This window comes from Streptomyces sp. NPDC031497 (assembly GCF_055580905.1).
Genome location: NZ_JBVIKO010000004.1, coordinates 250,806 through 265,546, shown reverse-complemented (window position 1 = coordinate 265,546; position 14,741 = coordinate 250,806). Strand labels below are relative to the sequence as shown.

Genomic DNA, 14,741 nt, shown 5'->3' with positions numbered 1-14,741 from the left:
GGTCGCGTACATATGTGGGTGGACGGGGCCCGTACGGGGAGGTGGCAGGCAAGTGGTGGATCAGCTGACGCAGCACGATCCGCGGCGGATCGGGCCGTTCGAGGTGCTGGGACGGCTGGGGGCCGGCGGCATGGGGCTGGTCTATCTCGCGCGCTCGGCGTCCGGCCGGCGCGTGGCGATCAAGACGGTCCGGACCGAACTCGCCGAGGACCAGCTGTTCCGGGTCCGCTTCACCCGCGAGGTGGAGGCGGCCCGCGCGGTCTCCGGCTTCTACACGGCGGCCGTGGTCGACGCCGACCCGCGCGCGGCGGTGCCGTGGCTGGCGACCGCGTACGTTCCCGCGCCCTCGCTCGAAGAGATAGTGAACGACTGCGGGCCGCTCCCGGCCCAGGCGGTCCGCTGGCTCGCGGCGGGCGTCGCGGAGGCGCTCCAGTCGATCCACGGCGCCGGACTGGTGCACCGGGACCTGAAGCCGTCGAACGTCCTCGTCGTGGAGGACGGCCCCCGGGTCATCGACTTCGGTATCGCGTCCGGCGTCTCGAACACCCGTTTGACGATGACGAACGTCGCGGTCGGCACCCCCGCCTACATGTCCCCCGAGCAGGCCAAGGACTCCCGCAGCGTCACCGGCGCCAGCGACGTCTTCTCCCTCGGCTCCATGCTCGTCTTCGCCGCCACCGGCCACCCGCCCTTCCACGGCGCCAACCCGGTCGAGACCGTCTTCATGCTGCTGCGCGAGGGCCCGGACCTCGAAGGCCTCCCGGAGGAACTCCGCCCCCTCATCGAGTCCTGTATGCAGATGGAGGCCGTCGGGCGCCCCAACCCGGCCGACCTCCAGGCCCAGCTGGCCCCCCATCTCTTCGGCTCCGGCTCCGACGACAGCGGTACGGCGTCCGCGTGGCTGCCCGAGAAGGCGGTCGCGCTGATCGAGTCCCGGCGCGGCGGCCGCCCGGCCGTGAAGCCCTCCGCCAACCCGTCCGGCGCCCGCAGCGGCGGCCGGCTCGCGGTCCCCCCGCCGCCCTCCTACGACCCCGTCGTCCCGGCCCCGGTCCCGGTCGGTGCCCCCGGCCCCGGCCCCGACGCCGGCCCGGTCCGGCTGGCCGGCGCCCCGGTGCCGATCGGCCCCGGCCCGCGGGTCGCCGACGCCCGCGCCGCCGCCGTCAAGGCACCCCCGCCCGAGGCCGGCCTGGTGGCCAACTGGTCCCGGCCGCGCCCCGGCGTCAACGGCGCCGATCCCGCCGTACCGCCCGTGCCTGTCCAGCCCCCGGAGACGGCGTCCGGCTGGCGGCCCTGGCGGTTCCGGATGTCCAACGACGTCTGGGGCACCCCGGCCGTCGACGGCGACCTCGTCTACGTCACCTCCTTCGAGGTGCACGCCCTCGACGTCGCCACCGGCCGGCGCCGCTTCAAGACGAGGGACGTCGCCTGGTCCATGGCGGTCGCGGACGGCCGTATCCACGCCTCCGACGGGCCCACCCTGTTCGCCCTGGAGGCCCGCGAGGGCGGCGACCTGTGGCGGCTGTCCACCGACGCCTGGGTGTACGCCCTCAAGGCCGACCGCGGCACCCTCGTCACCGGCACCCGGGGCGGCGGCGTCCAGGCCTGGGAGGCCTCCAACGGGCAGAGGCTCTGGGAGCTGTCCGGCGCCCAGACCGACTTCGAGGCCCCCGAGTCCGGGCCCTCCCTGCACGAGGGCACGGTCTTCGTCTGGCAGGACGCCCGCCTGCGCGCGCTGGACGCCCGGACCGGCGACGAGCGCTGGTCCTACCCCATCGGCGACGCGGCCTCCTGCGGCGGCGTCCCGGTCCGCCTCACCCACGCCCCCGACGGCTTCGTGTACGCCTCCGCGGGCACCCGCGTCATCGCCCTCGACACGGCGACGGGGCGCGTCCGCTGGCACTTCGAGGCGCCGGCCGTCTTCCTCTCCCCGCCGGCCTTCGTACCCGGCCCCGCGGTCACCGGCGGCGGCGTCTACCTCGCGGACTACCTCGGCACCGTGTACGCCCTCGACGCCACCGACGGCCGCGACCGCTGGCGCATCGCGACGGAGGCCCGCGCGTCGATCGAGCCGGTCCTGGTGGCCGCCGGGCACGTGCACGTCGGCAGCGGCAAGGGGCTGTACACCCTGGACGCGGTCACGGGGACGCCCAAGTGGCGCTTCCAGGCGGGCGGGGACGTGGTGGGGGCGCCGGTGGTGGCGGAGGGCCGGATCCACTTCGGCTCCACCGACCATCTCCTCTACACCCTCAAGGCCGACGACGGCCGGCTGCGGTGGAAGCTGGCGACCGGCGGGGAGATCACCGGGTCGCCGGTGGTGCGGGACGGGGTGGTGTACGCGTGCAGCAAGGACCGGTGCGTGTACGCCTTGGACGCCGAGAAAGGCACCGGTACGGCACGGACCGCGTGAGCGCCGTGGGGGTGGTGCGGGTCGTACGGCCACTGCGGCGCCGTGGGGGCCGTTCGCGCAGTTCCCCGCGCCCCTAAAGGCGCACGAGAGCAGCGCCCCTTCTTTCAGGGGCGCGGGGAACTGCGCGACAAGCCACGACGTGCCCGCAGCCGCCCGGCGGCCGTCGGCCCCCCGCCCCGCGGCGACTCAGCGAATGCGGGGCGGCGTGGTCCGGGACCGGTTCCCGAACAGCTCGGCCTGCCGGTCGTCCGGCAGGTTCCCCAGCGCGATGAGGTACGGCGCCTGCCCGTACCCCCGCTCCCGCGCGGCCTCCTTCGCCGCCCACAGTGCCCGCACGCTCCCCTGCACCCCCTCGGCCGGATACCCGGCGATCACGGTCGCGCATCGTAGGGCCGCCTCCAACGCCCCGCCGGCGGGCGTCACTTCGGACACCAGCCCCACCTCGTACGCCCGCCGGGCCGAGACACGCTCGGCGTTGCCCATCAGCACCAGCCGGGCCACCTCCCCGTACGGCATCCGCTGCGCCATCAGCACCGACTCGTACGCGCTGACCATGCCGTAGGAGGTGTGCGGGTCGAAGAAGGCGGCCGTCTCGTCGGCGATGACGAAGTCCGCCTCGCCGAGGAGATAGAAGGCACCCCCGCAGGCCATTCCGGCCACGGCGGCGATCACCGGCTTCCACAGGTCGTTCGTCTTGGGGCCGATCGCGATCAGCGGATCGTCCTGGCTGTACGGCGAGGACGGCTGCGGCACGACCGCGTCCCGGTCGAGTCCGGTGCTGAAGGCGCGCCCGCCGGCCCCGGTGAGGACGACGGCCCGTACGGCGTCGTCGAAGCGCAACGCCCGCCAGGCGGCGGCGAGTTCGGCGGCGGTCTCCAGGTCGATGGCGTTGAGTTTCTCGGGACGGTCCAGGGTGACGACGGCGACCCCGGCGTCCTTGTCGGTGTCGAGGCGCAGGCTCACGGCCGCTCCAGGACCCACTGCGGAAGACCGCCCGCGAACACCGCCTGCACCCGGGCGCCGATCCGGATCCGGTCGGGGGGGAAGGAGTCGAGCGGCGCCCCCGCCGCGCTGACCAGGTTTCCCACCAGGCGGATGCGCGGTGCGTCCGCCAGCTCCACGACCACGACGTTGTACGGCGCCTGGGCCGCGTACTCCGGGAGGAGCGGCGGGTGCGGGACGACGTACGACCAGATCCGCCCCCGGCCGCTCGTCGGCCGCCACTCGCTCGCGAAGGACCGGCAGTGTGGGCAGCACGGGCGGGGCGGGAAGCGGGGCTCGTGGCAGTCGGCGCAGACCTGGACGCGGAGTTCGCCGAGCGCCGCGTACTCCCAGAAGGGGGCGCCGTCGGTGTCGATGGCCGGTCGCAGCATCTCAGCTCCGGTTGGTGAGGAGGAGGGCGGAGGTCGGCACGCCCTCGCCCGCGGTGACCAGGCAGGTGGCGGCGCCGGGGACCTGCGCGGTACTGGTACCGCGCAGCTGCTTGACGCCTTCGGTGATGAGGTTGAACCCGTGCACGTAGGCCTCGCTGAGCCCGCCGCCCCCGGTGTTGACGGGCAGCCGCCCGCCGATCTCCAGCGCCCCCTGCTCGGTGAAGGCCCCGCCCTCCCCGCGGCCGCAGAAGCCGTACCCCTCCAGGGAGAGCGGGATCAGCGCGCTGAAGGCGTCGTAGATCTGGGCGACGTCGACGTCCTCCGGGGTGAAGTCGGCGTGCTTCCACAGGTGCCGGGCGGCGGTCCAGGCCGGTCCGGTGAGCGGGTCGTCGTTCCAGTAGTTGACCATGCCGTGGTGCTGGGCGGGGAGGCCCTGGGCGGCGGAGTGGACGTAGACGGGTTTGCGGGGGCAGTCGCGGGCGCGTTCCCTGCTGACCACCACGCAGGCCAACGCCCCGTCCGTCTCCAGGCAGTTGTCGAAGAGGCAGAGGGGCTCGCTGATCCACCGGGAGGTCATGTACATCTCGCGGGTCAGGGGGCGGTCGTACATGACGGCGGCGGGGTTCTGGTTGGCGCGGTTGCGGCAGGCGAGGGCGACGTTGAAGAGGTGGTCGCGGGTGGCGCCGTACTCGTGCATGTAGCGGCGGGTGAGCATGGCTATCTCGTCGGCGGGCCGGAGCAGGCCGAAGGGCCGGGTCCACTGGGCCGGGGTGGGCAGCTGGACGGTGGTGTTGGTCCAGGGGCGGGGTCCGGAGCCGCGCTTCCGCGACCGCCAGGCGACGCCGACCGTGGCCTGCCCGGAGGCGATGGCCGTGGCGAGGTGGGCGACGGTGGCGCAGGAGCCCCCGCCCCCGTACCCCACCTTGCTGAAGAAGGTCAGGTCCCCGAACCCGACCGCCTTGGCCAGCTCCACCTCGTCGGTCTCCTCCATGGTGAAGGAGGCGAGGGCGTCGACCTCGCCGGGGGCGATCCCGGCGTCGTCGAGGGCGGCCAGGACGGCACGGCAGGCGAGGGTCTTCTCGTCCTCGTCGAGCCGTTTGGCGAAGGGGGTCTGCCCGATCCCGACGATGGCGGTGGCGTCCCGGATCCCGGCCATGTGCACACCTCCGCGAGCTGCTGAAGGGCTGCTGACAGTCCGTCAGGCTACAGCTAATCTGACGTACCGTCAGCTATGCGTTCTGTGCTCTCGCCTGGGGAGGCCGTTGTGCGCGGTGACATGGAGTGGGGGACCGTTCCGGGGCTGGTGCGGTCGGCGGCCCGGCGGTACGCGGACGCCGAGGCGGTGGTGGACGGCCGTACCCGCATCACCTACGCGGAGCTGGGCGCCCGGGTGGAACGGGCGGCGGCCGCCTGTATGGCGGCCGGCGTCGAGGCGGGCGACCGGGTGGCCGTCTGGGCGCCCAACTCCCTGGACTGGATCGTCGCGGCGCTGGGCGCGGTCTCGGCGGGCGGGGTACTGGTCCCGCTGAACACCCGCTTCAAGGGCGCGGAGGCGGCGGACGTGCTGCGGCGGAGCGGGGCGCGCCTGCTGTTCGTGACGGGGACGTTCCTGGGCACGTCGTACGTGGCCTCGCTCAGGCGGGCGGCGGGGGAGGGGGACTCCCCGGGCCCGCTGCCGGGGCTGCCGCTGCTGCGGGACGTGGTGGTGCTGTCGGAGGACGCGCCGGTGGACTTCCGCACCTGGAAGGACTTCCTGGCGGCCGGGGAGGGCGTGCCGGCCGGAGAAGTCGCCGCCCGCGCGGCCGCGTTGGACGGCGACTCGCTCTCCGACATCGTCTTCACCTCCGGTACGACGGGCCGCCCCAAGGGCGCGGTGATCACACACGCGCAGACCCTGCGCGCCTACGAGGTGTGGGCCGACCTGGCGGGCCTGCGCACGGGCGACCGCTACCTGATCGTGAACCCCTTCTTCCACACGTTCGGCTACAAGGCCGGGGTGATCGCCTGCCTGATGCGCGGGGCGACGATGATCCCGCAGCCGGTGTTCAACGTGGAGACGGTGCTGGCGAACGTCGCGGCGGAGCGCGTCTCGGTACTGCCCGGTCCCCCGACCCTCCACCAGTCGCTCCTCGACCACCCGGCGCGCGACACCCACGACCTCTCGGCGCTGCGGCTGGTGGTGACGGGAGCGGCGGTCGTGCCCCTGCTCCTCGTCGAGCGCCTGCGCGGCGAGCTGGGCGTCGAGACGGTCCTCACCGCGTACGGCCTCTCGGAGGCGAGCGGCATCGTGACGATGTGCCGCCGCGGCGACCCCCCTTCGGTGATCGCGTCGACGTCGGGGAGGGCGATCCCCGGCACGGAGGTACGGGTGGACGCGGCGCCGGGCGAGCCGGGCGAGGTCCTGGTCCGGGGCTTCAACGTGATGCGCGGCTACTACGAGGACGCGGCCGCGACCGCCGAGACGCTGACGGCGGACGGCTGGCTGCGCACGGGCGACGTCGGCGTCCTGGACACGGCCGGGAACCTGCGGATCACCGACCGGCTGAAGGACATGTTCATCGTCGGCGGCTTCAACGCCTACCCGGCGGAGATCGAGCAACTGCTGGGCCTGCACCCGGATGTGGCGGACGTGGCGGTGATCGGCGTACCGGACGGGCGGCTGGGCGAGGTCGGCAGGGCGTTCGTGGTGCGCCGCCGGGGCTCGGTGCTGACCGGGGACGACCTGATCGCCTGGGCGCGCCGGGAGATGGCGAACTACAAGGTGCCGCGAGTGGTGGAGTTCGTGGCAGAGCTGCCGCGGAACGCGAGCGGGAAGGTGGTGAAGGGGGAGCTGCGGGGGCGGGCCTCGTGATGTGCCACTCGGCGACCGCCGAGGCCGATGTGCCACCGATCGCGGCGACGGCACGGCCAACGCTGATGTGGTGTCGTCGCGGATCTGGCTCCTGACACACCTCGGCCGCGACGGCTCCCCCCTGGTGCCGCCGCGGCCGTAGTTCCCCCGGGTCCCGGTTCAGCCGGCGGCTTCCGTGGTGGCGTGGTTCTCCAGCAGCACCTTCTGCGCGCCTGTCGCGTGGTTCTCCAGTGTCACGACGGCCTCGGCGTCGGCCGTGTCGTTCTCCAGGACCGCCTTTTCCGCGCCCGTCGCGTGGTTCTCCAGCGCCACCACCGACTCGATGTCGGTCGCGTGGTTCTCGTCGGGCGTGGCGACCGGCTGGCTCGTCTTCTCGTCGCTCATCGGTTGTGCTCCTCTGTGTCAAAGTCGGCAAGGCCTGTCCGGCGACTCCCCCGGGGGCCGCCGGACAGGCGCGGCGGCCGTCACCCTAATGGGTGGGCCTGCCGTGTCGACCCGCCTGCCCCCCGAAGCGCCGGATCGATGGATCGATGATGGCGCGCGGCGATAAACGAACGATGAACGCGCGACGGTGCAGGTCAGGCAGCCGCCGTCGGCGCGAGAAGCGTGCGCACCTCATCGGCCTCGTGGGCACCCAGTTGGTCGAACACCGCCAGCGCCTCGTGCCAGCAGGCGCGGGCCCGGTCCGAGTGCCCGATGTCCTGCAGACTGCGGCCCAGAACGGTCAGCACGTTGGCGTGCCGCCACTCGCCGCCGATGCCGCGCAGCAAGGACAGCGACTGCTCCGCCATCGTGGCGGCCTGGGCGGGGCGGTGCGCCCCCAGATGCACCTCCGCCATGCGGAAGATGGTCATGCCCTCCCAGAGACGCTGGCGGCTCTCCCTGAACACGCTCAGGGCGTCCTCCAGGCAGTCGAGGGCCTCGTCCGTCTGCCCGGACTTGGTCAGGGCGAGTCCCAGGGCATACCGCGCGTTCGCACCCCTGAGGGAGTGCCCGAGAGATTCGTAGATCGCCACACCCTCACCGGCCAGCCGCACCGCGTCGGCGACGCGGCCGGTGGCCAGCTGGATACGGGACATGTTGCACAGGGCGCTGGCCTCGCCCGGCCGGTTGCCGTCGGCCCGGTAGTTGGCGATGGCCTCGTTCAGATGTCCCTCGCCGTCGCGGTGACGTCCCTGGTAGAGCGCGATGATCCCGCGGTCGTTCGGAGTGACGCCGCTGGGCAGCGGATCCCCGGTCGCCTTGGCCAGCTCCATGGCCTGCGCGGCCTCCGCGTCGGCCTGGTCGAAGCGCCCCGCGACGATGTGGACGTTGGTGATCGCCATCCGGGCCCGGCCCTCGGCCAGTGGGTCGGCCTGCGTCCGGGCGGCGTCGCGGGCGGCTGTGGCCGCGACCTCGTACTCGCGCGCGTTGGCCCCGGACTCGGCGAGGTCCTTGGCCGCCCACAACAGGTCGATCGCGGCACGCCGCCTTTCGCCCCGGACGGACTGCCGTACGCACGCCAGCAGGCAGTCCGCCTCCGAGTACAGCCAGTCCAGTGCCGCGCGGTGGTCGGCGAAGGACAGGCCGGGGTATCTCGTCGGCTCCAGGTGCTCCACGGTCCGGTCCCCCGGCCGCTCGATCGCGTAGACCCCCGCCGCCGTCACCAGGTAGAAGTCCAGGAGGCGGGACACCGCCGCCTCCCTTTCGCCGGGGGGCTGTTCGTCGCGTTCCGCGCACGCACGCGCGTAGAGGCGGACCAGGTCGTGGAAGCGGTAGCGGCCGGGGGCCGCCGATTCCAGGAGGGACGTGTCGACCAGGGCCTCCAGGAGGTCCTCCGCGACCTCCGTCGGGAGGTCGAGGACCGCGGCGGCGGCCGCCAGGGAGATGTCCGGGCCGTCCGCCAGGCCCAGCAGGCGGAAGGCGCGGGCCTGGGCCGGTTCCAGCTGGCCGTAGCCGAGTTCGAAGGTGGCCTTCACGGCCAGGTCGCCGGCCTGGAGTTCGTCGAGGCGGCGGCGTTCGTCGGCGAGCTTCGCCGCGAGGACGGAGACCGTCCAGGTGCGGCGGGCCGCGAGGCGGGACGCGGCGATGCGGATGGCGAGGGGGAGGAAACCGCAGGCCGCCACCACGTCGAGGGCCGCCTCGCGCTCGGCGGCGACCCGCTCCGCACCGACGATCTTCGTGAAGAGCTGCAGTGCCTCGTCGGGGGACATCACGTCCAGGTCCACCAGGTGCGCCCCGGCCAGGTCCACCATCCGTACCCGGGCGGTGACCAGGGCCGCGCAGCCTTCCATGCCGGGAAGCAGGGGGCGTACCTGGGCCGCGTCCTTCGCGTTGTCGAGGAGGACGAGGACACGGCGGCCGTCCAGGACCGAGCGGTACAGCGCCGAACGCTCCTCCAGGGAGTCGGGGATGGCGGAGTCCGGGGTGCCCAGGGCGCGCAGGAAGGAACCCAGTACCGTCTCCGGCTCGGCGGCGCGGGGGCCGGCCCCCTGCAGGTCCACGTACAACTGGCCGTCCGGGAAGGCGGACCGGGCCTGGTGGGCGACGTGCACGGCGAGGGTCGTCTTGCCGACGCCCCCGATGCCCGCCAGCGCCGATACGGCCATCACCCGGCCCTCGGCCGACGCCAGCACCTCGCTCAACTCCGTGACGAAGGCGGCGCGCCCGGTGAAGTCGGGCACGGTGGCGGGGAGTTGGGCGGGTCGGACCTGGACGGCGGTGGGTTCCGCCGCCGGGGTCGAGGGCTCCGCGAGGGCCGGGTCGGCCTGGAGGATGCGCTGCTGGAGTTCGCGCAGGCCGGGGCGCGGGTCGACGCCCAGCTCCTCTGCCAGCAGACGGCGGGTGTCCGCGTACACCGCGAGGGCCTCCGCCTGCCGGCCGCTGCGGTACAGGGCGAGCATGAGGAGTTCGCGGAAGCGCTCGCGGAGGGGATGGGCCGCGGTGAGGGCCGTCAACTCGGAGACCGCCTCCGCGTGGCAGCCCTGTTCCAGGTCCATGTCCAGCCGGGTTTCGAGGAGTTGCAGCCGCAGCTCCTCCAGGCGGACCCGCTGCGTCTCCGCGTACGGCCCCGGCACTCCGGCCAGCGGCTCACCGTCCCACTGGCCGAGCGCCCGCCCGAGCACCTCCCGTGCCTGGTGCAGGTCCCCGGCGCTCTTCGCCTTCTCCGCCTCCGCCGCCAGGTCCTGGGCGACCGCCAGGTCCAGGGCGCCCTCGCCGAGTCCGCGCATCGCGTACCCGCCGGACTCACTGACCAGGACCCCCGGGTCCAGGACCTTGCGCAGCCGGGACGCGTACGTGCGCACCGCCGCCAGTGCCTGCGACGGCGGCTCGGGACCCCACAGGGCGTCGATCAGCTCGGCCGCGGTCGCCGTCCGGCCCTCGCGCAGCAACAGGGCGGCGAGCAGCGCGCGTTGCTGCGGGGAGCCGGTGTTGAGGGGTTCCTCGGCACGCCAGGCGCGCACCGGACCGAGCACACTGAAGCGCAACGCCGCCGCCTCCGTCGAGGAGGGGGCGCGCCTCTGCTCCGGTACCCGTGGTCCACCGTCCATGCCCGTCCCCCTAGACATCCCGCTTCACCCCGTCAGTCTGCCTTGTCCGGGCGGGCCGCGTCAGTCGGGGGAGACGCCGATCACAGGGCGACACACGGTGGTCCACACAGTCTTCACACGGCCGCGACCCCCGCCAGCAGGGCGGACGTCTGGCGGAACGATTCCGCGGGCAGATCGACGTCCTCCGCGCCGGAGTCGGTGAATCCCGCCGGGGGAGTGGGCCGCCATCGCCGAATCGCCTGACGAGCCGTCACCGTCATAGCTGACGGTTCGTCAGATCGGCGCTACCGTGAGCGCCATGGACACCCCGAATGGCGCCTTTCCGCTGATCATCTCCGTCGACGACCACACCGTGGAGCCGCCGGACGTCTGGCAGTCCCGCCTCCCGAAGAAGTACCTGGACACCGGGCCGCGCATAGTCCGGGCCCCGCTGAAGGAAATGAGCTTTCTCGGCGGCCGGTTCAAGCCCGTTATGGGCAGGGCGGGTGAGGACGGCCCCATCGGCGACTGGTGGATCTACGAGGACCTGCACCGCCCCCTCACCCGCCTCGACACCGCGGTCGGCTACAGCCGGGACGAGATCAAGCTGGAGGTGATCACCTACGAGCAGATGCGGGCGGGGTCGTACGACGTCCCGCAGCGGCTCGCCGACATGGACGTCAACCACGTCCAGTCCGCGCTCTGCTTCCCGACCTTCCCGCGCTTCTGCGGGCAGACCTTCACCGAGGCCAAGGACCGCGAACTGGCCCTGCTCTGCGTCCAGGCCTACAACGACTGGATGGTGGAGGAGTGGTGCGGCCCGCTGGCCCAGGGGCGTCAGATACCCCTCGCCCTCATCCCGCTGTGGGATGCCGGACTGGCCGCCGCCGAGGTCCGCCGCAACGCGGCCCGGGGTGTCCGCGCCGTCGCCTTCTCCGAGATCCCCCCGCACCTCGGGCTGCCCTCCGTCCACACCGACGACTGGGACCCCTTCCTCGCCGCCTGCGACGAGACCGGCACGGTCGTCGCCATGCACATCGGCTCCAGCAGCCGGATGCCCTCCACCTCCGCCGACGCCCCGCCGGCCGTCGGCTCCACGATCACCTTCGCCAACTGCTGCTTCTCGATGGTCGACTGGCTGATGAGCGGCAAGTTCGAGCGCTTCCCGAACCTGAAGGTGATGTACGCGGAGGGCCAGATCGGCTGGATCCCCTACATCCTGGAGCGCGCCGACGTCGTCTGGGAGGAGAACCGTGCCTGGGGCGGCGTCGCCGACAAGGTCACCCGGCCGCCCTCCGAACTCTTCGCCGAGCACGTCTACGGCTGCTTCTTCGACGACGCCTTCGGCCTGAAGAACCTGGACGCCATCGGCGTCGGCAACGTCCTCTACGAGACCGACTACCCGCACTCCGACTCCACCTGGCCGAAGTCACGCGAGGTCGGCGAGGCTCAGATGGGCCACCTCGCCCCGGACGTGGTGGAGAGGATCGTGCGGGGGAACGCGATCGAGCTGCTGGGGCTGACGGCCGACGGGCTGTGGGCGGGGCATCCCGCGACCCGCTGAGGATCGTCCCGCCACCCCGCCACCCCGCCACCCCGCCACCCCGCCGTCCCGCCGTCCCGCCACCCCGCCCACGGTGCACCGGCCCGGGGCCGCCCGGCGTCAGCCGAGGAACACCGACGAGATCTTGTTGTCGAACCCGATCGACGCCAGGTCGGCGATGTCGCCCTGGACCACCTTGGACTCGCCCTTGCAGTTCTTCTCCGACCAGATCTTCAGGGCGCCGGAGGCCCGGAGGGAGGAGGCGGAGTCGTCGCGGGCGACGTTCTGGCAGCCGGAGCCGGCCAGCCCCTCGGAAGGGTCGCCGAAGTCGGTCTCGTCGGAGAGGACGACGCTGGTCGAGGCGGCCGTACCGGTCCCGGTGCCACCGGTGCCTCCCTGGTTCTGGGCCCCGGCCTTCTGCCCGTCCGGCGTCACGCCGAACCAGGTGCCGCCCACGCCCTGCCCGTTGGTGTCGCCGGGCTTGAGGTCCTTGCTGAAGCGGTAGACCGGCCAGCCGCCGACGGTCACCTGGAGGTTGCCGTCGGCCCGCTTGACCACGCCGACGTCGGATTTGTCCACCCCGTCGATGAAGATCTTGCCGCCCGGGGCGACGACGACCGGCGGCCAGGTGGTCGCGCACGCGTCGTTGCAGTTGGACTTGGACGGGTTCGCGGTGTCCTTGTCGAAGCGGTAGAGGGTGAAGCCCGCGCCGTTGACGACGACCGGGTTCAGGTCGCCCGCCTTGGACGCGCTCAGCTGCACCCACTTCTTGGCGGCCGGCGTCGCCGCCGGCTTGCCGGCGGCGACGGCCCAGTCGCCGGTCTTGGCGGGTGCGTGGTTCTGCTTCGCGGTGCCGCTGTTGAAGTGCAGGCTCTGCAGCGCGGTGCCGACCCCGTCCTTGGCCGCCGAGGCGGCCTCGTCGGTGGCGTTGCAGGCGGTCAGCAGCAGGGACGCGGCGACTGCGGTGGCGGCCAGCGCGGCGATGCGGTTGCGGATCACGTCGATCTCCCGGTGTTCCGGTGCGACCCGGACCCCCCGAGCCGTCGCCAGCCAGTACGAGCCCCGGCCGGGCCGCCCTCAGCCGGTGACAGGCCCGGGACATGACCACGACGGCTCCGGGTCAATCGGTCAGAGAGGTGGACATTCTTCACCGGACGATCATCGTCCCCGACCCTTGTCTGACGGAGCGTCAGGCAAGACGATGGCTCCGACAGCTCTGATGTGACGGCCCATCAGATTCAGGAGGGTGTGTGTCCATCCAAGGCCTGCCGGACGGGCGTCCGGCGTACGGGATACAACTCCCCGTCCAGTCCCAGTCCACCATCTACGCGGAGCCCTGGGAGGCCGCCGCCGGTCCGGAGGACCTGGTGGCGATCGCCCGCGCCGCCGAGCACGCGGGCTTCGCCTACCTCGCCGTCTGCGACCACGTGGCGATCCCGCACCGGCTCGCCGCCGCCATGAGCACGGTCTGGTACGACCCGGTCGCCACCCTGGCCCACCTGGCCGCCGTGACCGAGCGGATACGCCTGCTCAGCCATGTCGCCGTCGTGGGACTCCGGCACCCCCTCCTCTCCGCCAAGCAGTACGCGACCCTCGACCACCTCTCCGGCGGCCGGCTGATCCTCGGGGTCGGGGCCGGGCATGTGCGGGAGGAGTTCGAGGTGCTGGGGGTGGACTTCGGGCAGCGGGGGGCGGTGCTCGACGAGGCGGTCGACGCGTTGCGCGCCGCGCTCGGACCGGATGAGTTCCCTTCCCACCACGGCAAGTTCTACGACTTCGAGGGGCTCGGGCAGCGGCCCCGGCCCGCGCAGGAGCGGGTGCCGGTGTGGGTCGGCGGCTCGTCACCGGCCGCGGTGCGGCGGGCCGCGCTCAAGGGCGACGGCTGGCTGCCGCAGGGTGACCCGAGAGACCGGCTCCCGGCGCAGATCGCCCGCCTGCGGCGGCTGCGCGAGGAGGCCGGCATCGGGGAGCCGATCACCGTCGGCGCGATCGCCGAACCGCTGTACGTCGGCACGCCGGACTGGGCGGTCGGCCGCCGCACCCTCACCGGTGCCCCCGAGGCCCTGGCCGAGTCGCTGCGGGCCTACGGCGCGATGGGCGTGCACCAGATCCAGGTGCGGTTCCGCAGCCGGAGCCGAGCCGAACTCATCGACCAGATAAGCGTGTTCGGGGCGGACGTCGCGCCCCGGCTGAGCTGAGGAGCGGGTGGCATGGGCAAGCTGGACGGGCGGGTCGTCATCGTCACCGGGGCGGCGCGCGGACAGGGCGAGCAGGAGGCGCGGCTCTTCGCCGAGGAGGGCGCGAGCGTGGTCGTGGCGGACGTGCTGGACGACCTGGGCGAGGCGCTCGCCAAGGAGATCGGGGCGCGCTACGTCCACCTGGACGTGGGCGTAGAGGAGGAGTGGCAGGCTGCCGTCGCCGCGACGAAACAGGCGTACGGCCGGCTCGACGGGCTGGTGAACAACGCGGGCATCCTGCGGTTCAACGCGCTGGTGGACACCCCTCTCGACGAGTTCATGCAGGTCGTGCAGGTGAACCAGGTCGGCTGCTTCCTGGGTATGAAGACGGTGGCGCCGGAGCTGGCCGACGGCGGGACCATCGTCAACACCGCGTCCTACACCGCGCTCACCGGCATGGCGGCCGTCGGCACCTACGCCGCGACCAAGCACGCGGTGCTCGGTCTCACCCGGGTCGCCGCGCTGGAGCTGGCCGGCCGGCGGATACGGGTCAACGCGATCTGCCCGGGGGCCATCGACACCGCGATGTCCAACCCGGCCCGGCTGGACCCCACCGCCGATCCGGCGGAGATGAGCCGGGCCCTGGACGAGCTGTACCGCAAGCTGGTGCCGCTGGGCCGGATCGGGCGGGCGGAGGAGGTGGCCAGGCTGGCGCTCTTCCTGACCTCGGACGACTCGTCGTACATCACCGGGCAGCCGTTCGTGATCGACGGGGGCTGGCTGGCCGGGGTCTCGGTCATCTGACGGTTCATCAGCTATTGACGGTGGAAGCGGCCGGTGCGACAGTCGGCCAACGAACGGTATCTGACGGAGCGTCAGGA

At 73.0% G+C, this 14,741-nt stretch carries 11 protein-coding genes; 5 read left to right on the top strand and 6 right to left on the bottom strand.

Features of this window, described 5'->3' with window-relative positions:
* Positions 1–52: 52 nt before the first annotated feature.
* Positions 53–2,407: a protein serine/threonine kinase AfsK gene (gene afsK, locus ACZ5K7_RS09845; protein ID WP_468912258.1), complete on the top strand. Its 2,355-nt coding sequence runs from the start codon at positions 53–55 to the stop codon at positions 2,405–2,407.
* Positions 2,408–2,593: 186 nt separating this feature from the next.
* On the opposite strand, the gene ACZ5K7_RS09840 is transcribed toward afsK, so the two are convergent.
* From ACZ5K7_RS09840 to ACZ5K7_RS09830, 3 genes are read right to left on the bottom strand one after another with little or no spacing between them, the layout of a single operon-like run.
* Positions 2,594–3,370: an enoyl-CoA hydratase/isomerase family protein gene (locus tag ACZ5K7_RS09840; RefSeq protein ID WP_468912257.1), complete on the bottom strand. Its 777-nt coding sequence runs from the start codon at positions 3,368–3,370 to the stop codon at positions 2,594–2,596.
* Entirely contained in the window at positions 3,367–3,780 is a 414-nt protein-coding gene (locus ACZ5K7_RS09835; protein ID WP_468912256.1) for a Zn-ribbon domain-containing OB-fold protein, read from the bottom strand. The genes ACZ5K7_RS09840 and ACZ5K7_RS09835 overlap by 4 nt, the downstream gene beginning before the upstream one ends.
* Position 3,781: 1 nt before the next feature.
* Positions 3,782–4,936 carry a lipid-transfer protein gene (locus ACZ5K7_RS09830; RefSeq protein WP_468912254.1) on the bottom strand — a complete coding sequence of 385 codons (1,155 nt, stop codon included), beginning with the start codon at positions 4,934–4,936 and terminating at the stop codon, positions 3,782–3,784.
* A 120-nt stretch (positions 4,937–5,056) separates the two neighbouring features.
* On the opposite strand from ACZ5K7_RS09830, the gene ACZ5K7_RS09825 reads away from it, so the two are divergent.
* Complete coding sequence (locus tag ACZ5K7_RS09825) at positions 5,057–6,631, top strand: FadD3 family acyl-CoA ligase (protein WP_450972076.1); 1,575 nt, start codon at positions 5,057–5,059, stop codon at positions 6,629–6,631.
* Between the two features lie 159 nt (positions 6,632–6,790).
* Here the strand turns inward: ACZ5K7_RS09825 and ACZ5K7_RS09820 are convergent, their stop codons facing one another.
* The gene (locus ACZ5K7_RS09820; protein ID WP_351711911.1) at positions 6,791–7,015 is read right to left on the bottom strand and encodes a hypothetical protein; all 225 of its coding nucleotides are present in this window, start codon (positions 7,013–7,015) and stop codon (positions 6,791–6,793) included.
* Positions 7,016–7,209: 194 nt separating this feature from the next.
* A complete protein-coding gene (gene afsR, locus ACZ5K7_RS09815) occupies positions 7,210–10,161 on the bottom strand; it encodes an SARP-family global regulator AfsR (protein WP_468912253.1) in 2,952 nt (983 codons plus the stop codon).
* 298 nt (positions 10,162–10,459) lie between these two features.
* Between afsR and ACZ5K7_RS09810 the strand changes: the two genes are divergently transcribed.
* Positions 10,460–11,704 (top strand): amidohydrolase family protein, encoded by a 1,245-nt coding sequence (locus ACZ5K7_RS09810; protein ID WP_351711915.1) that lies wholly within the window; start codon positions 10,460–10,462, stop codon positions 11,702–11,704.
* 99 nt (positions 11,705–11,803) lie between these two features.
* Here the strand turns inward: ACZ5K7_RS09810 and ACZ5K7_RS09805 are convergent, their stop codons facing one another.
* Positions 11,804–12,682, bottom strand: coding sequence for a hypothetical protein (locus ACZ5K7_RS09805; protein ID WP_450972052.1), 879 nt, complete (start codon positions 12,680–12,682; stop codon positions 11,804–11,806).
* Between the two features lie 251 nt (positions 12,683–12,933).
* Here ACZ5K7_RS09805 and ACZ5K7_RS09800 point away from each other — a divergent pair, with 251 nt between their 5' ends.
* Together ACZ5K7_RS09800 and ACZ5K7_RS09795 are read left to right on the top strand one after the other, a co-directional pair.
* Entirely contained in the window at positions 12,934–13,881 is a 948-nt protein-coding gene (locus tag ACZ5K7_RS09800) for an LLM class F420-dependent oxidoreductase (protein WP_450972053.1), read from the top strand.
* Positions 13,882–13,893: 12 nt separating this feature from the next.
* The gene (locus tag ACZ5K7_RS09795; protein WP_351711616.1) at positions 13,894–14,664 is read left to right on the top strand and encodes an SDR family NAD(P)-dependent oxidoreductase; all 771 of its coding nucleotides are present in this window, start codon (positions 13,894–13,896) and stop codon (positions 14,662–14,664) included.
* Positions 14,665–14,741 lie beyond the last annotated feature (77 nt).

Bases quoted from the DNA above. Each gene is read 5' to 3' on its own strand.
- ACZ5K7_RS09830 (WP_468912254.1), bottom strand. From the start codon at position 4,936: ATGGCCGGGATCCGGGACGCCACCGCCATCGTCGGGATCGGGCAGACC.
- ACZ5K7_RS09835 (WP_468912256.1), bottom strand. From the start codon at position 3,780: ATGCTGCGACCGGCCATCGACACCGACGGCGCCCCCTTCTGGGAGTAC.
- ACZ5K7_RS09820 (WP_351711911.1), bottom strand. From the start codon at position 7,015: ATGAGCGACGAGAAGACGAGCCAGCCGGTCGCCACGCCCGACGAGAAC.
- ACZ5K7_RS09825 (WP_450972076.1), top strand. From the start codon at position 5,057: ATGGAGTGGGGGACCGTTCCGGGGCTGGTGCGGTCGGCGGCCCGGCGG.
- ACZ5K7_RS09810 (WP_351711915.1), top strand. From the start codon at position 10,460: ATGGACACCCCGAATGGCGCCTTTCCGCTGATCATCTCCGTCGACGAC.
- ACZ5K7_RS09795 (WP_351711616.1), top strand. From the start codon at position 13,894: ATGGGCAAGCTGGACGGGCGGGTCGTCATCGTCACCGGGGCGGCGCGC.
- afsR (WP_468912253.1), bottom strand. From the start codon at position 10,161: ATGGACGGTGGACCACGGGTACCGGAGCAGAGGCGCGCCCCCTCCTCG.